Below are 22553 nucleotides of genomic sequence, written 5' to 3' on the forward strand. Positions count from 1 at the left end.
GAATAGCTCCACTCCATTTCTTAACTTGCATTTCTATATCAACGTATTCTATTCGTTACATTAAGTAGCTTTTCAAGCTGTGCCAGCTCTGTCGGCAATGGCGCTGTCCACTCCATATACTGCTTCGTAATCGGATGAGTAAAGCCCAGCTGCTCAGCATGCAGCGATTGCCTCCCCGCCGTTTCCTCCCATAGCCGATTGCCGGCCTCCATGAGACCGTACAGCTTATCGCCGATTAATGGACAGCCAATATGCTTCATATGCACACGAATTTGATGAGTTCGGCCTGTTTCCAGCTTTAGGCGGACAGAGGAGGCTAGGGAACACCCGTCAGTGTATACAGCCGACACCTGATAATGAGTAACTGACGGATAGCCTTTCCCTGGCGGCGTTACGACGCGAAGATGCGGGTTGATCTCATCTCGGTCAATTGGCGCCTCGATTGTGCCAAGCCTGCTGGCCGGCTCGCCATATACAAAGGCCCGATATTGCTTATTCACCAATCCTGCTTGCAATTGTTCAGAAAGCTGCTGATGAACGTATGAGGTTTTCGCGATTGCAACCACTCCCGACGTTTCCTCATCAAGCCGATGGATCGGACGAAAACGCACCTTTTCCCCTCTCTGCTGCCAATGATAGACGACCCCATTGGCAAGTGTTCCGGTATAATGACCATGGGTAGGATGGACAATAATACCTGCGGGCTTGTTAATAATAAGCAAATCGTCATCCTCGAATAATATTTCCAAAGACATTGGCTGCGGGAGTATGTCATCCGACTCTTCCCTCAGCATTCTTAACTTGATAATGTCCCCTTCCGCAACTAGCGCTGTCGTATATACACGCTGTTCGTTAACGGTTAGTCCATGCTCGGTGAGCTTTACCTGTGATAATAGCTTTCGCGAAACGCCCAGCCTGCGCTCCAATACCGTTCGTACCTGCTTGCCTGCATCTTCCTTGCCGACTTCTGCAACTAAAGGCTTGTAATAAAACTGATCTATCATTTATTCTTCTTCAGCCTGAACACATCGGCGCTCCGTTCATACGCGATATCCTCTTCACCAAGCCTTGCATTGGCAATTCTCGCTGCTGCAAAGAAAAAATCAGATAGACGGTTTAAATATTTGATAACGTCTGCGGACACCCCATGCTCGGCGGCAGCCGTTACGGCGCGGCGCTCTGCCCTGCGGCACACTGTTCTGCAAATATGAAGCTGGGAGGATGGCACACTTCCTCCAGGCAAAATAAATTTTGTAATCTCTGAAGCTTCATCAGTAAGCTGATCTATCCATAGCTCCAATCTGTCAACCGATTCAGCTGCTAGCTTGGAAGGAGCGCCTTCTACTGCATAGGCAAGATCTGTTCCGCAATCAAACAGCTCGTGCTGAACGACATGCAGCATACCTGCAAGATCCTGCAAAGAGTCATGCTGCTTCAGCAGTGCATGGGCTTGTCCTGTAAAGCTGTTCAGCTCATCAATTGTGCCATATGCCTCGACTCTGCTGTCATCCTTGCGGGTTCTGCCGCCAATTAATGAGGTTTGCCCTTTGTCTCCGCCTTTCGTATAAAGCTTCATGGATGTCCTTCCTTCCTGAAAACTTATTCATTTCCTATGTTAAATGAGTCAAGATTGACTTCAAGCACGAACAATTGCTGTTAAACAAACAGCAGGCCGGATGTATAGTCCGAACCTGCTGCTTCGACTTGAACTAGCCTTGCTTTAATTTATGCACAAATGAACCGATACGATCCAACGCCTCTACCAGCTGATTGACAGAGGTTGCATATGAGCAGCGTAAATGCCCTTCGCCGCCTAGGCCAAAAACATTGCCCGGTACTGTAGCTACGTTGGCATCCTCTAGCAGACGCTGAGCAAATTGCTCGCTATCGAGTCCGGTTGAAGCGATAGAAGGAAAAGCATAGAAGGCTCCTTCCGGCTCATGGCACTCAAGACCGATTTCACGGAAGCCGTTAACGACCAGCCTTCTTCTTTGATTATAGGACTCCATCATGCGGTCCTTTTCTTCCATTCCGTTTCTTAGTGCTTCAAGCGCAGCATACTGCCCAATAATCGGGGCGCACATTACGGTATATTGGTGAATTTTGAGCATCGCTGCAATAATATCCGGATGACCGCAAGTATATCCCATGCGCCAGCCTGTCATAGCAAAAGCTTTTGAAAATCCGCTGACTAGTATTGTACGATCCTTCATGCCAGGCATTGCAGCAAAGCTTACATGCTTTATGCCATAAGTCAGCTCTGCATAAATTTCATCGGAAATAACGATTAGGTCGTTCTCTTCGACAATTTTAGCAATCGGCAACCAATCCTCATATGTCATAATGCCGCCTGTCGGATTGCTAGGATAACTTAATATAAGTATTTTGGAGCGAGGTGTGATCGCAGCCTGCAGCTGTTCTGCCTTCAGCTTGAAATTGTCTTCTGCAAATGTCTCAATACCGACAGCTTTGCCACCGCTTAGAGAAGTAATCGGTGAGTATGAAATATAGCTGGGCTCAGGAATAAGAATTTCATCCCCCGGCTGAATCAGCGCGCGCAGTGCGAGATCAATCGCCTCGCTTCCGCCGATTGTAACGATCATCTCGTTGGCAGGATTGTATTCCAATTGAAAAGCATCGTTCAAATATTGGCCGATCTGCTCTCTTAGCTCCGGCATGCCCGCATTGGATGTATATTGCGTTTTTCCCTTTTCCAGCGCATAAACAGCTGCCTCGCGCACATTCCAGGGCGTTACGAAATCAGGCTCTCCAACGCCTAGCGTAATGACATCCTTACGTGTGCTCACCAAATCGAAAAAGCGCCGAATGCCGGATGGCTTCATATCTCTTACCAGCGGAGACAAATAGTCAGCCATCGAATTACGCTGTCTCGTTGAGAGCAATTGTTGCGTCTCATTGTTCATCTTCACCATCATCCTTTATTTTACGGCGATACCATTAAGCGCTGGTCACCTTCACGCTCTTCGAAAATGATGCCGTCCTGTTTATATTTTTTTAATATGAAAAATGTTTTGGTCGATAATACTGCTTCAAGCGGCGAAAGCTTATTGGATACGAAAGAAGCTACTTCTTTCAAGCTTTTTCCTTCTACTTCGACAAGCAGATCATAGGCCCCCGACATTAAATAAACGGATTTCACTTCAGGATATAAATAAATGCGTTCCGCAATGCCTTCAAAGCCGCGGCCGCGCTCAGGCGTAATTTGCACTTCGATTAGAGCAGTAACCTTATCATCATCAACCTTGCTCCAATTTACAACTGTCGCATATTTCACAATAATATGATCGCTTTCCAAGGCGGCTATCGCTTCCTTCACGGCTTCGGCCGTCTCGCCTAACATCGTCGCTATAAGCTCAGCGTCCCTACGGGCATCTTCTTTCAACAGCTCTAATACTTTTAACTGTAATTCGTTCATTCTAAAACTCCTTCCAGCTCGCCAATGGTTATAAAGGATATTTTACAATGAATCTGTATTTCCTGCAAAGATTATTACTGAATCATTCCAATTAGCGATTAATTATTTTGGCATTTGCTCGTAATATATGCAGGATTGAGCTAAATGCCTCCTAAATGCTTCATTTTTCATTAAAAAAAGCTATCCGGTGGCGGATAGCCTTTTTCATCATTCCTTGCTTTTTTTATTGCATGTAATTCGTTTGTGTTTGAGCTCCATTATTTTGCATCATAGCTCCGCTTGCTTGGTTCAAATGCTGCGTAATCCAATTATTCGTATTTTGCTGCGTTGTCTTGTAGGATTGAATTTGCTTATCCACCTCTTGCTTAAGAGCAGATGCGGGAGCAGCATACATATTCAGATTGGACATCGTTGTGTACAACTGGCCTTGCATCGTTAATGTGCTGTTAAGCATATCCGTAAACAATTGACGAATTACAGGACAATTCGATTCTGTTGCTGCGGTAGCATATTCACGCACTACCCGTTTCAAATCGGATAATACCGCTGATGCCAAGTCTTCCTCAGAAAGTATAGATACTGAACCCTGGTTCATTTATTTTATCCTCCTTGTTATTGTGGTTGGGCAGGCGCCATTTGCTGATGCTGCTCCAGGCACTGCAGCAGCTTGCTGTAATGATCCTGATGAGTTTGCACCATTTGCTGGCATAAGCTTTTAAGCTCTTGTTGAGTTGTGGCATTTACAATGCTTGTGCATTGCTTCATTAATAAATCTTCATTACTCATGCAATCGATAACATATTCCAATTCTTTTGATGTGATCGCGTTCACAGTCATTTCCTCCTCAGCTTTATTGAAAACATACGGAACTACCTTTGTATTATGTTCTATGCCGTTTTATTTATGTGGAATTAATCCATCCAATTCAAAACACTTGATGTTCACTTATACTTTCTTATATTTAAAAAAATATCGCATTATCCACCAGCTAATTATAGGAACAGCGCCAACTGCGAACAACAGCCACGTAATCGCTGTTGCTGAATCATTAATTGCCATTACTGCGAAATAAGCTGCCAGGCCAGTAACTCTTCCAATCATAAGCGCTGCTTCGCGGAGTACGACATATTCTTCCCTTTCCTGTACACTTTTTTCATTTTGCCCAATCATATCAAATACTTTAGACGTCATCGGGATGGAATACAATGGCATGAACAGCGATACTCCGATGCCAAATATAAGCAAGCGATTAAATGAAAGCTCCCAAAACAACGGAATAATAACGACAGTAGTCATTACTGCGCCAATAAACATTGCAGTACTGCGATACTTCTCCTTCATCCATCTGCCTGCTGCCCAAAAGCTGATAAAAGCGACAAATGAGGTAACGAGCGCATAAAAACCGACCTTGCTTTCATCAGATGTTGCCGTATACACCGTCAAGCCTACCAGAAACATGAATACACCTTCGCGGACGCCTTGAGCAGCAATAGCCGGAAACAATCTTCTCCAGTCATTTCCTTTTTGCTTTAGCTGCTGCCACCCATGCGTCCAATTATAAACACCTTTAGGCGGTCTTTTTTCGAGCCAAAAGCTCAAAATTGCACCTGCAATAAAAATAATAAGTGATACCGTAAATATAAATCGGTACCCCGCTTCTCCCTTTAGCGTCGTAATCAAAAAACCGGACAGCCAGGGAGCGATGATGCCAGCGCCTGATCCTAATAGTCCAGCCCAGCCATTATAACGATCCCGGTTTTCCGGTGATGTAATTTCAAAATATATAACATTAAATGCAAGCCAAAAAAAACCTAGCGCGATACCCTGCAAAGTGCCCAGCACAAAAATATAGTGCACAGCTTGATCGCCAAGCCACAATACGACACAATAAAATACACCGCATAACGCCATGCCAAGCCGCAGCACATTCATTTTGTTTTTTTGCTTCACCCATTTGCCCGCGATCCAAAAAGTAAAGCCGCCGCAAATATATTGCAGCAGCGTAAAAAAACCTATTACCATATAGGATTCGCTGGATTTCCACAAGTAAACGGGGATAAAGGTGCCTGATAGAGCGGTAGCAGTGACAAACATTGCTTGTACAGCTAACAACAGTATAGATTGTTTATCGAGTATTTTATTAGCCAAAACGCTTCCTCCTGACCAAGGATAAACGGCATCTCGCCCTAGAGAAGCAGGCACGTTTACCAATGAACTATAAGAACTGGTATTAGGAGACAACCTATACGTTCTTATATTTGAAAAATACGTTTTGTACTATTCCCTAAACGTCAAGGCACCATTCGACAAATTCTACACTTTAAAGATTTTCTGCAGAAAGCTTTTGAATCAATTTCAGTCTTTCTTCGGCTGCCAGCTGAGAAGACGTATGGAAGCAAGAAGGACATACATACCATATAATTTTGAATGGACTGCCTAATACACTGTCCTTTAATACAGGTGAAACAGTCGGCTCATAATCAGCACCGCCGCCAATTGACTGCCTGCCCGCTTCAATCATATATTCACGGCAGTGCGGACATTCGGGAACATCCTCCTGCTCATCGACAACGCGCTGAACGTTATGATCCATAGCAAGCGAATGACGATTGCCGCTTCTGAATCCATTATCCGACGTCCACTCATTTGCGCTGCTTGTAGACAACTCATCCTCATCCCATAAATCTTCATCTGTGAGCTGCTGCTGTTTTTTAGCTTCTTCTTCCTCATGCTCCAGATCATTGTCATCGTCTGGTTCATCTGTTAACGGCATTGTGCGGTAGTTGCCGAGCTCATTATCGCAATGCGGGCAAAAATCTTCCGGGCCCAATTCCTCATCCCAAATAATTTCTGATGAGCACCAGGGGCAAATTGTTTGTTCTTCCATATGTAATTTCCCTTTCTAGTCGATTAATTGTTCATTAAATAAATAATTCCGAATACAAAAAATAAAATAGCTACAATTAACAAGGTTACCCATAAATATTTCATAATAGCCTCCTGGATGCAAGCCAAATATTAATTGACAGTTGCCCCAATAACAAATGATATTGAAACTGAAATTATCATCGCTATAAAACCTACAGCGCGGTTATCCTTGGCAATTTCCTCATCAATATGGAAAAAAGGCATCAGAAATTCAAATAAAAAATAAGCGAGCAACAGGATGACAAACCCAAACGCAGCCCAAATAAGGCTTACATAAATAGAGTCATTCGCCGCAATCGAGAAGCGGAAAATGTTGCAGACTCCGAACATTTTCCCTCCTGTTGCCATCGCTACCGCCAAGTTCCCTTTTTTGATCTCAGCCCAGCATTTGTATTTGGTTACCATCTCAAAACAAGCAAGAAACACAATGACCGCAAGAACCGTTACGGACACGTAAAGAAAAGAAGAAGCATACTGATTGTTCAACAGCTTATCAATGATCCCGCTTCTATCCATCTAAAGTCCTCCATTTCAGCAAGCTGTTTATTTCAGCTCGACAACTGTAACGCCGACGCCACCTTCGTTAAAGGCTCCATTGCGGTAGCTTTTAACGTGGCTATGCCTGCGCAAATATTGCTGGATGCCGGTGCGCAGTACGCCTGTGCCTTTCCCATGAATAAGATGCACCAGGCCCAAACCTGACAAAAAGGCTTCATCGAGAAATCTGTCTACTTCCATAATTGCTTCTTCCAAATTTTCACCGCGCAAATCCAGCTCCAGCTTAACATCGTCATCCTTCGTACGCTTCAAGCTGGCAGCCTGCTTCTGCGGCTGCTTGACCGGCGCTGACTGCAGCAGCTCCAAATCGGCAATAGCTACCTTCATTCTCATAATCCCAAGCTGAACTGTCGCTTCGTTGCCATGAAGCTCAACAACAGAACCTTTTTGGTTCAGGCTGATCACCTTCACATCATCCCCTGCTTGAATGGCCGCCGATTTTTTATGGCCGCTTGGCTTGGCGGACAACGCATTAATTGTCGCCGGCTCAGCCTCATCCAGCTTTCGCTTCGCTTCGATCAGCTTGTGCTCTTTGACGGAAGCGCCTTCCTCAAGTGCAAGTTGACGAAGCTCGGCAATAATTTGCTCGGACTCTCGCCTTGCCTTTTTAACGATTTGTGCCGCTTCCTCCTGTGCCTTGACGAGCAGTTTTTCCTTTTGCTCCTCAAAGCGCCTTTTATCCTCTTCATGTTTTGAGCGAAGCTGCTGCACCTCCTGACGCAGCGCCTCTGCCTCGATGCGTTCATGCTCAGCTGTAATCCGGTTTTGCTCCAGAGAGGCAATCATTGATTCTACCCTCATATCCTCCTCGCTGACTTCACCGCGGGCACGATTAATAATATCATGCTGCAAGCCCAAGCGCTCTGCAATTGCAAATGCGTTGCTTCGGCCGGGGACACCAACGAGCAACCGATAGGTCGGGCTTAAGGAAGCGAGGTCAAATTCCATACTGGCATTAATAACGCCTTTGCGATTATAGGCATAAGCTTTAAGCTCGCTATAATGGGTCGTTGCAATAATGCGGCATTCCTTGGCATGAATATGCTCCAGTATAGCAATAGCTAGCGCAGACCCTTCAGCCGGATCTGTTCCTGCTCCAAGCTCATCGACTAGCACGAGGCTTTTGGACGTCATTTGATTCAAGATCCGGATAATATTAGTCATATGGCTGGAAAAGGTGCTCAAGCTTTGTTCTATACTCTGCTCATCGCCGATATCTGCATAAATCGCATCAAACACACATAATTGGCTGCCTTCCTCGGCTGGCACGAATAAGCCCGACATCGCCATTAAGCTGAGCAGTCCGACTGTTTTTAAAGTAACGGTTTTACCGCCAGTATTCGGACCGGTGACGACGATTGTAGAAAAGGAATTGCCAAGCTCTATATCAAGCGGCACAACCTTATGGATATCAATTAACGGATGACGTCCGCGGCGCAGCTTAATAAAGCCTCTGTCGTTCATTCGCGGCTGAATAGCTTTCATACGATGTGCAAGCGCTGCCTTTGCAAAAGCAAAATCAAGCTGTGCCAGCAGCTGCATATCAATGAGCAAATCCTCTTCGCATTCTGCTGCCTGCGCTGTCAGCATTTGCAATATTTTTTCAATCTCGCGTTCTTCGTTTGCCTTGAGCTCGCGCAGCCTGTTATTCATCGCTACAATAGCTTCCGGCTCAATAAACAGCGTGGCGCCCGATCCTGACTGATCGTGAACGATTCCGCCAAAGCTGGACCGGTATTCCTGCTTGACCGGAATAACAAAGCGATTGTTGCGCAGCGTTATAATTGCATCCTGCAGCATCTTCTGAACAGACGTGGAGCGAATCATCGATTCCAGCTTTTCTCTAATGCGGCCTTCGCCGGCTCTTAACTCACGCCGTATTGCTGCCAGCGCAGGACTGGCAGAATCCATTACCTCTGCTTGCTCGTCTATACAAGCATATATTGCATCCTCAAGCTGCTTGTTTTCACTAATCTGCTCCGCCAGGCCGTTTAACAATGGCAGCGGATGATCAGCATTTATATTTATAATATGACGCTTCACACGTCTTCCGCCGCGCGAGGTGTCGGCAATTTCAAGCAGCTCTGCTGCTGACAGCATTCCGCCAATCCTTGCTCTATGCAAGGATGCTTCTATATTTGTTATGCCTCCAAAAGGAGCACTGCCCTTCAAGCGGTCAGCCGCATAGGCTTCATCGGTAGCTTGCAGCATTCGCTTTACATCCTCGAGCGAGGACGAAGGCGCCAGATGCTGCACAAGCTGTTTGCCTAATATAGTCGCGGCATGCGCTTCTAATCGATTGATGATTTTGGGGTACTCCATCGTTGACAATATTTTTGAATCCACTAAAAAAACACTCCCCTCGTCTTTTATTATAGCCGATCAATCACGCTGATGCACGACATCTCATAAAGCAAGAAGAAAAACATAATGATTGTCCTGTTCTTAAAGCTGTAATTTTTCAGCGGCCTACATATTATGCTTCAAAAAAGGACATGATAGTGATGTTTAAACTTTATGCATGGACATAATTGAACAAAACAAGGAGGAACTGCAATGAATTTCTTAGGACATGTTGTACGCTTTGTCGTCGCTGCATTAGTACTTATGCTCGTTGGAATGATTGTACCTCAATTTAGCGTAGGCGGATTTTGGAGCGCGTTTTTCCTTGCGCTTGTAATTGCTGCTTTCGGCTGGATTATTGAAGGTATTTTCGGCAAGAAGGTTACTCCCTTCGGCAGAGGCATCGTTGGCTTCCTGACAAGCGCGTTAGTTATATGGCTCGCTCAATTTATCGTTGGCGGCGTAACGGTTACGTGGCTAGGCGCTATTCTTGCCGCACTTGTAATCGGCATTATCGACCTCTTTATACCGGTCAGCACTCCGTATGAAGCAGGCAGAAAAAATGATGCTCGTTCATAAGAGCAATCAACGGAACGTAACAAGCCCTTGTGGTCGCCTCGCGATCATTAAGGGCTTTTCCTTGTTTATTCAAGGATTATTCATAAGTTTGTCATAAGGCTGTCACTCATTTCCACGTTATCTATAGGTAATATCATTTACAATATAAAAGTAAAGATACTACCTTAGATAGGAAGGGGATTTTAATAATGAAAAAGTGGGCTTCATTAGTAGCGGTTGCATTGTCTTTAGTTCTTGTGCTTGCTGCCTGCGGATCAAATGATAAGGGCGGAAACTCCGACAACGGATCAACTCCAAGCAATAGCGCAGCACCAAGTGAAAACACAGCTGCAGAGGGCGGAGTTACAATTGTTGCTTCCAACTGGAAATTTGACAAAGCTGAGTACAAAATTAAAGCTGGCGAAAGCATCGATATGACAGTCGATTCTGCTGAAGGCATTCATGGCATCAAAATTTTGAAAACAGATGTGAACATCGAAAATAAGCAAACTGTTGCTGTTAAAATCGATGAGCCTGGAACATACGACATTATTTGCAACATTCCGTGCGGCGCAGGCCATGCTAAAATGAAAGCAAAATTAGTTGTTGAAGCTTAATCGCTTAAATAAATCCATAACAGCCGGTAGTACAGCTTAAACTGTACGCCGGCTTTTTTGTATTTATGTACAAATGAATCATTGTATAACGTTTGGTTATTCTAATGAAAAGCAGGAAAGGAGCAAGCAAAATGGGCAGAAGAAGAAAATATGTCGTCCCCGGTGCAGAGCAAAGCATGCAGGCCTTCAAGGCAGAGGTAATGAAGAAAGAAGGGTATAGCGTCAACCCAAACAATCCTGACGAGGTCAAATTTGAAATAGCCAATGAATTAGGCATAACTTTAAAACCTCGGGATAACGGAGATCTATCTACGGAGGAAGCAGGACATATCGGCGGAAAAATTGGCGGATCAATGGTGCGGGAATTAATCCGCATGGCACAGGATCGCTTGTCGAATCAAAAATAACGAATAAGGGACGGCCCTGCAATAGCAGATGCCGTCCCTTATTTCTTTTTCTTGATCGATGTTAAGATTTTACTGCTTGATCCAGCTCACTTAGCTTTAACCGCACCATATAGGGCGCTCGCTTACCCTGCATCCGGTTCGTGGTAGCTAACTAAGTACATTTTGTACATCTAGGTTCTCTTTTTTCGCCGAACAAACGATTCTAAATGGATTCAAGTATCCAGTTTCGTTGAATTACCCTATATTTTTCGAATTGTGCCAAACTAGATGTAGTTTTTCCCTCTAGAATTAGAAATCAGGCCGTTGAAAAACGCTAACGGAACTGAGAAACGCTATTGTACGGAAATCAGCTTATTCTAAAATCTAAAGGAACTGAGAAACCTTATTTACTCAAAATCTCTAGCTAAACGGGAAAAAGATCATCTATAGCGCTCCACAGTTCCGTTACAATTTTAAAACAGCTTTTTATTGCTTAATAGAGCCTCTCAGTTCCGTTACAATCTAAACAGATCCTCCCATTTATGCAAGCCAGCTCTTCATCGTTTTCTAACTTTGCTCTATCAATTCAATCCATTCATTATATTCCGTCTGCAGCTTGGAATACTCACTGCGCAGCTTTTGATGCTGCTGCTCCAGTTCCTGAGAAGACTGCTTAAGCTGTTCATATTGCTGCTTCATCTGATTATATTCCTCGAGCATCTGTTCATGCTTATGCTGTGCATCATTGTGCTGATTCATAGCCTCCTCAAGCTTGGCCGAGGCGGCAGCCGCAACTTCCAGTTGACCTGTCGCAAGACGCTCTCTGGCTGCAGTTATTTCTAATATTTCTACCAGCTCCTGCTCCTTCTGCTTCTGCTCTTGCAGCTGTCGCTGCGCTTCCTCAGCTTGTTGCTGGGCTTCATATAACCACTGCTCTGTTGCTGCGGCCTGCTGCTGAGCCTCCGCGAGCTGGCGCTCGGCTAAAGCTGATTTGCGCTGTGCCTCGGCCAGCTGCTTCTCCATTGCTTCGGATTGCTGCTGTACCTTAGCCAGCTGACGTTCAGAGGTCGTTGCCAGCTGCTTGAATTCTGACAGCTCATTCTCATTCTTTTCAGCCCGGTCGCGCGCTTCCAGCAGCTGACGCTCGAGCGCTTCAAATTGCTCCTGAGCTCGCAGCAATTGCTGCTTGCTTGCATCGGCAAGCTTGCCTGCCTCCTCAGCCTGCCGTGCGCTTAGTTCGGCTGCTTGCTCCGCTTCGGCGAAAGCAAGCTGCTGCTGCTCCGCTTCCTTTTGCTGATCATCAAGCAGCGCTTTGATTTCGTCGGCTTCCTGCTGTGCAGCAACTAGCGACTTGGCCATCAGGTCATTTTGCTCTAATGCCTTTCTCAGCTCAAGCTCCTTCTCTTCTGTATGCTGCAAAGCATCAAGCAGCTCCAGTTCGGCTGCTTCCGCCTGCTGCTTCACATCCATCAATTGATTTTTCAGCTGCTCATACTCGCGTTCCCATTCATCAGATTTCTCGGCCAGCTTAGCTTCCAACTGCTGCTGCAAATCCTGCTGCTGCTCATCCAAGCGCGCTTGCAGCTGCTCAGCAAGCCTTTTCTTCTCCGCCTGCAGCTCAAGCTCGAGTTCCTTTTGACTTTCATGCAAGAGTCGTTCTTCATCAATCGCAGCCTGCAGCCTTTGTTTCAATTCCTCCAGCTGTTCTTGTGCAAATTCCAGCTCCGTGCGGCTGCTATCCGCCTCCTGCTGCAGCCTTGTGCTGGCCGTTCTCCAGTTTTCCTCCTGCTCAAGCGCTTGAATCAAATGCTCATCCGCAACCTCAAGACGCTGCTCAAAAGCAGCCTTTTCTTTATTCCATTCAGCCTGCAATCGGTTTAGACGCTCCTGCAGCTCTGCTGCTTCGCGTTCCCGCTCCTCCGCCAACTGTTCGCGCAGCTCCGCTAATTTGCGCTCCCGCTCATTTACTAGCTCTTCTTTAACTTCCGACAATTCTCGCTCCCGCTCCTTAGCAAGAGCATCACGCACTTCCATCAGCTCGCGCTGACGCTCATGAGCAAGCTCCTCGCGAGTTTTTGCAACCTCGCGCTCCTTCTCCCGAGCCAGCTCTTCACGCACGGCTGCGATTTCACGCTCATGCTCTTTTGCCAGCTCATCCAGCACTTCAGCAATTTCACGGGCGTTATCACCAGCCATCGACTCACGCACTTCCGCTGCTTTGCGCTCACTCTCACGTACCAGCTCATCCCGCATACTTGCCATAGCTTGCTCATGCTCTCTTGCCAGCTCATCCCGCACACTTGCCACTTCTTGCTCATGCTCTCTCGCCAGCTCGTCCCGCACACTTGCTACTTCTTGCTTATGCTCTCTTGCCAGCCCTTCCCGTACGCTTGCCACAGCTTGCTCATGCTCTCTTGCCAGCCCTTCCCGTACGCTTGCCACAGCTTGCTCATGCTCTTTTGCCAGCTGTTCGCGTACTATCGCTATTTCTAGCTCGCGTTCCTCGGCCAGCTCTTTGCGCATCTGCGCCAGCCCCTGCTGCTTATCTTTTATCAGCTTAGCAAGCTGCTCATCATATTCTTCCTTGGCGATCGCCAGCGCAAGCTCATTTTCTTGCGCATACTGCTCCTTCAATGCCGCTTGAGCTTCCTCCGCTTGCTGACGCCTCGCTATATCACGCTGCTTCAGCTCGCTAAGCTGCCGCTCATATTCAGCAATGCTGGCTGTCTTCTCGGCTTCCAGCTGTGTCAGCAGCTCCAGCGTCTGCTCAACCTCGCCTTGCAAAGCTGCGAGCTCTCCGGAATGCTTCTCCTGTAATGAAGCGACACTCTGCGTATGCTTACTGCTTAATTGCTCGATTTGCTGCTGGTGCTCTGCGCGCACGTTAGCGAGCTGCTCCTCTAGTTCTCCCTGAAGCTTTGCAAGCTCTTCATTGGCCGTCAATAATTGAGCCGAATGCTCCTCTTTCAAAGACAGAACAGCTTGCTCATGCTTTTCGGTCAATTGCTGCAAACGCTCATCCTGCTCGGCTTCGATGCGGGCAACATTGCCGGCATGGCTTACTTTAAGCGCAGCCTCTAATTCATCAAATTCTTTGCTTTTAATAGCCAGCTGCTCAATTTTGTCTGCTTCAAGCTCTGCAAGCAATGCCAGCATTCTGTCTATTTCCGCTTGCTTCGCCTCCAGCTCGCTGTCCTTGCTGCTTGTCAGCTCCTGCAGCATACTCTCATAGGCATCAGCAGCGCTAGCCTGCTCTGTAGCAAACCGGGTTTGCTCAGCTACAAGCTCTTCTTCAAGCCTGGCCAAATCAGCGCGAAGCGCTTCAATCTGTTTATCTTTATCTGCTTTCAGCATTTGTACGGATGACTCATGCTGATTATGTAATCTTGATATTGCAGCTTCGAATTTCTTCTTTTCCTCCGCCAGCCGTTCCTCGCTGGCAGCCTGTAGCGCGGCATTTTCTGTCGCCTTTTCGGCTTCTACTTGAGTCAGCAATGCTAATGCCTGCTCCAGCTCAGCAGCCATTTTTTCTCTCTCTGCCGCAGCTGCAAGCTTCAGCTCTTCTATTTGCTGCTCGAATTGGCCTGTCAGCTGCTCGGCCTGATCAGCGCGATCTTGCTCCAGCTTCGCAATATCCGTCTCAAAACGGCTTTTCATTTGAACTAATGCAGTTTTCTTCTCAAGCTCCAGCTCTTCCTTCAGCTGCTCCAGCGCAGCTATATGCTGCTCTGCCAGCTGCAGCTGGCGCTTTTGCTCCTCTCCCCATTTGGCTGTCCATGCTTCCAGCTGCGGCTGCAGCTCTGATCGAACATCGGCAGCCGTCTGCTTGACTCTTTCTTCTGCCTCCTGCCGCACCGCCTCGAGAACAAGCTTTAGATCAGCTAATTGCGCGCGCTCCTGCTCCAAAATCTTACGCACCTCATGCAGCTTGACCTCTTCCTCCTGCAAACGGGTAACGTCTCGGCGCAGTCGAAATGATTCCTCTGTAATTTGAACGGCTGATAAAACAGCCAATTTGTTCATATCTAGACTTGGAAAGCTTTTTGCCAGTTTTTTCATAGACTCATCTATAGAGCTGGCTACACGCTTCATATACTCGACATTGGAATGCCCCTTTAGTTTATATTGAATGCCATATATATCAACGGTTACAACAATTTGTTCCGAATCCATACTCTTACCCTCCGTCAGAATGTTCTATTCATTCGCGATTATGCGGATTAATGCTCACAAGGAATAATAGCTCGCCAGTCTTTAAGACAGGCATGTTACCAGTAAATAGAAAAACAATAAAAGCTCTGAAAACCAAAGATAAACGGCTCCGCTGTCCTTTGGACAGCCGCGTTTACCGATGAAATATAAGAACAGATATGAATCAATTACTTAATTGGAATATTAATTAAGAAATTGATTAAGGTTACAAAAACTTATACTTTCTTATATTACAAAAAAAGCAATTCTTGCAATTAAGCGGCTCCTGCGCCTAAAAAACATGGGTAAACGGCTTATAAAAAATATAAAAAAGCCGTACCGAAGTTCACTAGGAACTAATTCGATACGGCTTAAGAAGTTTCCTGCTTATTTTCTCAATTGAGCTGCAAAAGTTTGCTCCAATTGTTGGATAACCTGTCCGTGAAGCTCCGTTACTTCCTCATCTGTTAAAGTACGCTCCTGATGTCTGTAAACTAGCGCAATAGCGACGCTTTTTTTGCCTGCGCCGAGGCGGTCTCCCGTGTACACATCAAACACATGAGCGCTTTCCAGCAGCGCGCCTGCTTGAGCCTGCGCAAGCCCGATGAGTTCCGCAGAGCTGACTGCATCATCAACAACAACTGCGATATCTCTTTGAATAGCCGGATAACGAGGCAGCGTACGATATACAATTTCATCGCCTGCCAGCTCATATATTTGCTCCAAGTCTATTTCAAGCACATACGTATCTGCCAAATCCTCTGCAAGCTGCAATGCAGGATGCAATTGTCCTACGTAACCAATCGTAACCGGCCCGCCGGCAGTTTGCAGCAATACAGCTGCCGTTCTGCCTGGATGGAAGTGCTCTGGCTGTGCTTGCGCATAGCTGATCTTATCCTGCAAGCCCAATACAGAAGCAACTGTTTCAATGATACCTTTCGCATCATAAAAATCTACCGCCGAAGCTTTGCTGTTCCATTGCGGCTGCTGACGATTGCCAGTAAGCAGCGCTGCAAAGCGATGCTTTTCAACTGGAAGTCCAGTAAGCGTTTCTTCATTAGTATGATAGACGCTGCCGATCTCGTATAGCAGAGCAGATTCGTTTTTGCGGTTGCGGTTATAAGCAGCGGTCTCAATCAGCTGAGCTACAAGTGTCGTTCTTAGCACGCTTCGCTCCTCACTCATTGGCATTGCCAGCTTAACAGGCTTTGTCTGTTCCGCCAGCTGCGGGAACAGCTCCGTGCGCGCAGGAGAAGTAAAGGAATAGCTGATGACTTCGAATAATCCGGCATCCGACAACCGCTTGCGCAGCTCTCTGCGCACAGCCTGCGGCTTCGTTAACACGCCAGGGATAACTTCACCGTAAATTGGCGTTGTCGGAATATTGTCATAGCCGTATAAACGCGCTATTTCCTCAATAATATCCACACTGCGAGTAATATCTCCGCGCCGCGACGGCACAGTAATTTCAAATTGCTCCGCACCGCTAAGCTTATAATCAAATTGAAGCTTGCTTAAAATCGCTTCAACCTCTGCTGCCTGCAGCGCTGTTCCCAAGTAGCTGTTTACTTGAGGCAATTGAACAATAACCGTTTTGAGCTGCAGCTCGCCGGCTTTGTCTTCAACGATTCCGCTGTTTACCGTGCCGCCTGCAAGCTCAGCGATTAAAGCAGCCGCACGATCGAGAGCAGCAATTACATTGCCGGCGTCTGCTTCCTTCTCAAAGCGGATGCTGGCTTCTGAGCGCAATCCTAGCTGACGTGAAGTTTTGCGAATAGAACTGCCTGCAAATTTTGCGGATTCCAGCAATATATTGCTCGTCGATTCCGTAACCTCTGTGCTCGCGCCGCCCATTACGCCTGCGAGGCCGATCGGGCCATTGTCATCGGCAATAAGCAGCATATGCGGCTCCAGCTTTCTCTCCTGGTCATCAAGCGTAACCAATGTCTCGCCTTCCTTGGCTAGACGCACATGAATCCGTCCGCCGGGTATGCGGTCCGCATCAAATGCATGCAGCGGCTGTCCATATTCCAGCATAACGAAATTCGTAATATCGACTACATTATTGATCGGTCTTACTCCTGCAGCCATCAGCTTGCTCTTCAGCCATTGCGGCGACTCGCCAATTGCAATGCCGCTAATATATCGCGCTGCATAGTGGGAGCACTGCTCCTTGGCATCAATACGAACTGCGATATGATCAGCAGCACGGTCTGCGCCTTCTGCCACATTCGCTTGCGGAAGCTGTACGCTGCGCCCAGTAAGCGCGCCTACTTCGTAAGCAACCCCCAGCATGCTAAGGCAATCAGAGCGGTTTGGCGTCAAATCCAGCTCAAGCACTTCGTCATTCATCGCCAGCACATCAACAATCGGCGTTCCAAGCGGCGTATGTTCCGGCAGCACCAAGATGCCTTCCTGCTGCTCCTTCGGCAGCAGCTTGTCGTTTAAGCCAAGCTCCTTGGCCGAGCAAATCATCCCCTGCGACTCAACGCCGCGCAGCTTGGCTCGTTTAATTTTGAAATCGCCAGGAAGTTTAGCGCCGACAATAGCGACAGGCACCTTCTGGCCAGCATCCACATTGGGAGCTCCGCATACAATTTGCAAAATCTCCTCAGTGCCGACATCCACCTTGCACACATTCAGCTTATCCGCATCAGGGTGCTTTTCCTTAGAAACGACATATCCGACAACTACATCAGATACACCTTTATTCAGCGGCTCAACGATATCGATCTCGATACCGCCTCTTGTCATTTGCTCAGCCAGCTCAGCAGCGCTTATTTGCTCCAAGCTAATATAATCAGACAGCCATTTATATGAAACCTTCATTGCTTTCAGTCCTCTCCTTTTCGTTACATTCGCGCAAACTGCTTCAGGAATCGCAAATCATTTGTGTAGAAATGTCTAATATCATCTATGCCGTATTTGAGCAAAGCAATACGCTCGATTCCCATGCCGAATGCGAAGCCTGTTACTACTTCCGGATCATAACCGCCCATTTCAAGCACGCGCGGATGAACCATGCCGCAGCCCAGTATTTCGATCCAGCCAGTATGCTTGCACATTCTGCAGCCATCGCCGCCGCACTGTGCACAGCTTACGTCTACCTCTGCGCTTGGCTCTGTGAACGGGAAGAAGCTTGGGCGAAGCCTGATTTTTGTTTGCGCGCCAAACATTTGTTGAGCAAACTGCAGCAATGTGCCTTTCAAATCGCTCATTCGTATATTTTTGCCAATGACAAGTCCTTCAATCTGGTTGAATTGGAAGGAATGCGTAGCATCATCATCGTCTCGGCGATACACCTTGCCAGGGCAAATGACGCGGATTGGCGTTGCGCCGTTATGCGATTGCATCGTTCTTATTTGAACCGGTGAGGTTTGCGTGCGCATTAATATTTCGTCAGTAATGTAGAAGGAATCCTGCATATCTCTCGCCGGGTGATCCTTCGGCAAATTCAGCGCTTCAAAGTTATAATAATCGGTCTCAACCTCAGGCCCTTCCGCAATCGTATAGCCCATGCCGATAAAAATATCTTCAATTTCCTGAGCAACCTTGTTGAGCGGATGAATCGCGCCTGTAGGCAGCTGCTTGCCGGGCAAGGTTACGTCAATCGTTTCCGCCATTAGGCGATGATTCGTTTCCGCTTGCTGAAAAGCTTCCTGCTTCTCATCTATAATCGTTTCAATAGCTGTGCGGACATCGTTAGCTACACCGCCGATAATAGGACGCTCTTCAGCACTAAGTCCGCCCATCCCGCGTAAAATTTCAGTTAATGCGCCTTTTTTGCCTAAGTATTTGACCCGCAAGTCATTAAGCTCCTGCGGATTATCCACAGCATTCAATTGCTCTAGTGCTTCCGAGCGGAGCTGCTCCAATCTTTCCTTCATTACTTTCGCCTCCATGCAAAATTAATAAAAAAAAGCCCTTTCTCCACAAAGGGACGAAAGGACCGTGTTACCACCCTAATTCAGATCAATAAAGCAGAAAAAACGAGCCTTATTAAATCTCTTGAGCCCGATAACGGCGGGAAACCGTGCTTGCCCTACTAGCGCTTCAGCTGCTTTAACGCCAGCCAATCCGTTCAGGTGCCTGCTCCAGAGTGAACTTCAACAGCCTGTTGTCACAAAAACGCTCGCAATCCATGGCGTTTTCTCCCTGTGTGAAAGTGCTGCTTACTCTTCTCTTTCTTAGCATTTGCTATTGTCCATTATAAGCAATAGACCTTCAGGTTGCAACTGTCAGACGCTATTTAGTCACAAAATTGAATCAAGGTTGCAATCGTTGAGGAGCTGCTTGTGTAATGTATATAATTGTCATAGGCCTGCTGAATATTATCCAGCTTATACACATCCGTAATTAAAGCTTGAATTGAAATTCTCTTTTCGGCAAGCAGACGAATATACTCGCCAATGTTACGCCCCTCTGTCCATCGTACAAAGCCGATCGGATAATCGATATTATCCTGCTCGTAGCTTGTGTCGTAGCGGCCAGGCCCGCCAGCTCTCGATATGAGCACCTGAGCTTCCTTGCCGAACATAAGCCCCCTAGTATACTCCGTTGATAAATCTCCGACAATTACAATTTTGCCGCGGTCCCGCAGCCAAGAGAAACTGCGGTTGATCAGCACTTCGCCTGGACCGCTTGCGCACAGTATAATAGCGTCCGCACCGTGCTTGCCGACGGCTGCCGTCAGCTGCGCTTCCATTTGCTCCTGCGAGCTGTAGAAATGCGGCAAGCCCCGCTCCCTTACCATTTTGGCACGTTCTTCGTTCAAATCATAACCCGTTGTGCGAAATGCAGCAGCATTTGCAATTTGAGCAATGATATTGCCCAAAATGCCTAAACCTACTACGACAGCCGATTCGCCGAATTTCAAATCCGCAACCCGCAGCGCGTGAATAGCAATTGCGCCAAGACCAGCAAATGCTGCCTCTTTAGGGTCTACATGATCAGGCACTATGGCTGTCAGATTGACCGGTACGCTTAGCCACTGCGCATGCTGAACGTACGGTGCGCCGTAGCAGGCTACGCGTTGGCCGATTTCCAGCTCACATACGCCCTCCCCCAGCTGCTCAACAATCCCGACCGCGCTATAGCCGATTTCAGCTATATGATCGGAATTTCGTCTTATAAAAATCATCTCTGTGCCAGGGCTGATGGCCGAATATTCAACCCTAATAAGTACGTGGCCAGGGCGCGGATGCGGCTTCTCCTTATCGATGATAAGAACCTTGCCATGCTGTACTGCTACTGCTTTCATTAAATAATCCTCCCCGTTATGCTCAGCTGTTGCACTGTTTTCTATATTCGCTTGGTGAAATGCCAAAATACTTTTTGAAGGTAGTAGTAAAAGTGGAGGAATTCAAATAGCCTGTTTTTTCTCCAATTTCCGCAATCGTCAAATTCGTATCCTTCAGCAGCTCTCTTGCATGTGAAAGCCTGACTTTATTCAAATATTCCACATAGTTAACACCAAATGTTCTTTTAAAGTAGCTCGAAAAATATTTAGGCGATGTTTCTGTAACTTCAGCGATATCGTCCAAATATAAATTTTCCATATAATGCAGCTCAATATATTGGGAAATAAATGAAGGATTCAGCTTATTAGCTGTTTCCTGCTTGCTTTGCTTTGCAACAAGCTTAGCCACTTTATACAGCTCCTGTTCAATAACTACGTAATTATTAGTAATTGTCAGGCTCTCAAGAAATTTCTGCTCAATTTGCAGCAGCTCCTGTGTGTCGTTAGGCAGACTGTCAACGTGCTTCAGCATCGAGTAAAACATCGATTTGGCCAGATGGATAAATTGATGATAATTAATGTTACGGTTGCGATTCTCTTCAATAATTTCGGAAATAACATCCTTGCTTTCCTTCAGTTTACCATTTAATAAAAAATTGGAAAGCTTTTCAATCTGCTCAAAAGGATTATATACCATCCACTGATAGCGGATCTTCTCAACATCAATAACATTCGCGTTTTCCCTTACATGGCGGAACTGCATATCCAGCTTTACATCGCCGAATGCTTTTTTGCAATTGTCCACCTCAGATAAATAATTGCGGCTTACACTGGCCCATAGCGTATAGTTAGAAAGTTCATTTTTTTCGAGCTGGCCCAAAATACGTGCAAGCTGTTTAATGAATGGCTCACGATCTGTAGGCTGGTCTAAGCCAATAACAGCCAAATAACGAAAATCTTTTTCATACACAACATCCATTGCCAGCTTATTGGCAGGTAAAGCTTGGGTAAGCATTTGGGCTATTGCATCTGCAGCAAGCTGACTCTCCTCGCTGCCTGGATTTTTTTCGACATGGATAGATATTACGAGAAAATGCTTTAACTTAAAGAAACCAGGTACGTACAGCTGCATTAAACCGTCATCTATAACCTTCTGGTCATATTCGTCGAAGCTGCGCAGCAATATCGTTCTTTGAATATGCTCATCCACCTCGGCAATCTGATTCCGATACTGCTCTACCTCATGCTGCATTTTTATAATACCGCTATGAATTTTCACAAAATCATTGCCTCGGCTATTGCTGGTGCCAAATTGCTTCAAAATATTTTTTATTGGCTTATTCAAATAAACGCTCAACAATATAGAAAGCATAATGGCACTTAAAATCGAAATGATCATAATGATCCGATTGGCTGATGTAACAGATTCGATATTTTGAAATTGATAAGGCAGCTTTTCGATATAAATATAACCGTTATAATCCGACTTAAATAGATGATACTCATAGTTTTCTTTGGTCACGCTTGCTTCTTTTGCCGCGCCCAAAAGCGCTTTATCAAACAGCTCTTGAATATTCCAGTCTGACCCCGTGTCCGCTATGACTCTGCGATCCTGGTCCAGCACGACAAGCGAGCTGCCTGGAATAAGCAGGTTTTGCTGCACGTCTTTCATAAAATCGGCTTCATTAATAAGCAATATAATATTTTTATTCGACATCTTTACTTTATTGCCGCCTGTTACGATCATGAGATTGCGCTTTCCTTGCTGCACATTCGTAGAAGTGGATATGGTGAACATTTCGCTAGGAAAAACACGCAATGAATTACGTGTTTTCATGTAGCTGCGCCAATAGCTGGCATTATATACATTATGCTTGTATTTCTCGTTAAACAAATGCGAGAAGCTGCTCGTTCCTCTTGAAGTGATCGCAAGATCAATATCATCATAAAAAACAATAGCTTCTTCTATATAATCTGTTGAATTAATCAGATTGGAAATTTGATCCTGCAAGCTATAAACGCGGCTCATATCGATCTGCGTGCTGTTTTCATACTCCATATTTTCAAACGGCATGCCATGAATGGTGTGAATCATATTGTAGATCGTCCGGAAATTATTATCGAAGGTTTGAATCATATTTTGGACAGCAAGCGTGTTCACCTGCGCCATTTTATCATAAATACCGGAAATGGAATTTCTATAGACGATATAGTTGGATACGGACATGATGGAGATCACTAATAAAAAAGCAAGCAGTACTTGAAAAATCCCTCTATTTGTAAAAAGCTGTTTCATC

The 22553-nt window shown here is 46.1% G+C and carries 18 protein-coding genes; 3 read left to right on the forward strand and 15 right to left on the reverse strand.

Annotated elements, in window-relative coordinates:
• Window positions 1-38: 38 nt before the first annotated feature.
• From V1L65_RS00840 to V1L65_RS00885, 10 genes are all read right to left on the reverse strand, one after another.
• A complete protein-coding gene (locus V1L65_RS00840) occupies window positions 39-1004 on the reverse strand; it encodes an RluA family pseudouridine synthase (RefSeq protein ID WP_331697147.1) in 966 nt (321 codons plus the stop codon).
• Window positions 1001-1576: a cob(I)yrinic acid a,c-diamide adenosyltransferase gene (locus V1L65_RS00845; protein ID WP_331697148.1), complete on the reverse strand. Its 576-nt coding sequence runs from the start codon at window positions 1574-1576 to the stop codon at window positions 1001-1003. The genes V1L65_RS00840 and V1L65_RS00845 overlap by 4 nt, the downstream gene beginning before the upstream one ends.
• Before the next feature lie 133 nt (window positions 1577-1709).
• Window positions 1710-2924 carry an aminotransferase class I/II-fold pyridoxal phosphate-dependent enzyme gene (locus tag V1L65_RS00850; protein ID WP_331697149.1) on the reverse strand — a complete coding sequence of 405 codons (1215 nt, stop codon included), beginning with the start codon at window positions 2922-2924 and terminating at the stop codon, window positions 1710-1712.
• A 20-nt stretch (window positions 2925-2944) separates the two neighbouring features.
• The gene (locus tag V1L65_RS00855; protein WP_331697150.1) at window positions 2945-3436 is read right to left on the reverse strand and encodes an Lrp/AsnC family transcriptional regulator; all 492 of its coding nucleotides are present in this window, start codon (window positions 3434-3436) and stop codon (window positions 2945-2947) included.
• A gap of 223 nt (window positions 3437-3659) precedes the next feature.
• Window positions 3660-4031 (reverse strand): spore coat protein, encoded by a 372-nt coding sequence (locus tag V1L65_RS00860; RefSeq protein ID WP_331697151.1) that lies wholly within the window; start codon window positions 4029-4031, stop codon window positions 3660-3662.
• A 17-nt stretch (window positions 4032-4048) separates the two neighbouring features.
• Entirely contained in the window at window positions 4049-4267 is a 219-nt protein-coding gene (locus tag V1L65_RS00865; protein WP_331697152.1) for a hypothetical protein, read from the reverse strand.
• 114 nt (window positions 4268-4381) lie between these two features.
• On the reverse strand, window positions 4382-5584 hold the full coding sequence (locus tag V1L65_RS00870; RefSeq protein WP_331697153.1) for an MFS transporter: 1203 nt from the start codon (window positions 5582-5584) through the stop codon (window positions 4382-4384).
• A 172-nt stretch (window positions 5585-5756) separates the two neighbouring features.
• Window positions 5757-6323: a hypothetical protein gene (locus V1L65_RS00875; RefSeq protein WP_331697154.1), complete on the reverse strand. Its 567-nt coding sequence runs from the start codon at window positions 6321-6323 to the stop codon at window positions 5757-5759.
• A 131-nt stretch (window positions 6324-6454) separates the two neighbouring features.
• Window positions 6455-6880 (reverse strand): DUF350 domain-containing protein, encoded by a 426-nt coding sequence (locus V1L65_RS00880; RefSeq protein WP_331697155.1) that lies wholly within the window; start codon window positions 6878-6880, stop codon window positions 6455-6457.
• 27 nt (window positions 6881-6907) lie between these two features.
• Window positions 6908-9268, reverse strand: a complete 2361-nt coding sequence (locus tag V1L65_RS00885; protein ID WP_331697156.1) for an endonuclease MutS2 — start codon at window positions 9266-9268, stop codon at window positions 6908-6910.
• A 210-nt stretch (window positions 9269-9478) separates the two neighbouring features.
• Here V1L65_RS00885 and V1L65_RS00890 point away from each other — a divergent pair, with 210 nt between their 5' ends.
• The 3 genes from V1L65_RS00890 to V1L65_RS00900 all read left to right on the forward strand — a co-directional run bounded on the left by V1L65_RS00890 (window position 9479) and on the right by V1L65_RS00900 (window position 10847).
• Window positions 9479-9844: a phage holin family protein gene (locus V1L65_RS00890; protein ID WP_331697157.1), complete on the forward strand. Its 366-nt coding sequence runs from the start codon at window positions 9479-9481 to the stop codon at window positions 9842-9844.
• Between the two features lie 188 nt (window positions 9845-10032).
• Window positions 10033-10440, forward strand: coding sequence for a cytochrome C oxidase subunit II (locus tag V1L65_RS00895; RefSeq protein ID WP_331697158.1), 408 nt, complete (start codon window positions 10033-10035; stop codon window positions 10438-10440).
• Window positions 10441-10571: 131 nt separating this feature from the next.
• Window positions 10572-10847, forward strand: coding sequence for an alpha/beta-type small acid-soluble spore protein (locus V1L65_RS00900; protein WP_331697159.1), 276 nt, complete (start codon window positions 10572-10574; stop codon window positions 10845-10847).
• A 546-nt stretch (window positions 10848-11393) separates the two neighbouring features.
• Here the strand turns inward: V1L65_RS00900 and zapA are convergent.
• The 5 genes from zapA to V1L65_RS00925 all read right to left on the reverse strand — a co-directional run bounded on the left by zapA (window position 11394) and on the right by V1L65_RS00925 (window position 22552).
• The gene (zapA, locus tag V1L65_RS00905) at window positions 11394-14999 is read right to left on the reverse strand and encodes a cell division protein ZapA (RefSeq protein WP_331697160.1); all 3606 of its coding nucleotides are present in this window, start codon (window positions 14997-14999) and stop codon (window positions 11394-11396) included.
• Between the two features lie 405 nt (window positions 15000-15404).
• The gene (pheT, locus tag V1L65_RS00910; protein WP_331697162.1) at window positions 15405-17846 is read right to left on the reverse strand and encodes a phenylalanine--tRNA ligase subunit beta; all 2442 of its coding nucleotides are present in this window, start codon (window positions 17844-17846) and stop codon (window positions 15405-15407) included.
• Window positions 17847-17869: 23 nt separating this feature from the next.
• A complete protein-coding gene (pheS, locus tag V1L65_RS00915; RefSeq protein ID WP_331697163.1) occupies window positions 17870-18904 on the reverse strand; it encodes a phenylalanine--tRNA ligase subunit alpha in 1035 nt (344 codons plus the stop codon).
• Window positions 18905-19266: 362 nt separating this feature from the next.
• Complete coding sequence (locus V1L65_RS00920) at window positions 19267-20277, reverse strand: zinc-dependent alcohol dehydrogenase (RefSeq protein WP_331697164.1); 1011 nt, start codon at window positions 20275-20277, stop codon at window positions 19267-19269.
• Between the two features lie 22 nt (window positions 20278-20299).
• On the reverse strand, window positions 20300-22552 hold the full coding sequence (locus V1L65_RS00925; RefSeq protein WP_331697165.1) for a helix-turn-helix transcriptional regulator: 2253 nt from the start codon (window positions 22550-22552) through the stop codon (window positions 20300-20302).
• Window position 22553: the final 1 nt, after the last annotated feature.

The organism is Paenibacillus sp. IITD108 (assembly GCF_036541265.1).
Taxonomy (GTDB): Bacteria; Bacillota; Bacilli; order Paenibacillales; family Paenibacillaceae; genus Pristimantibacillus.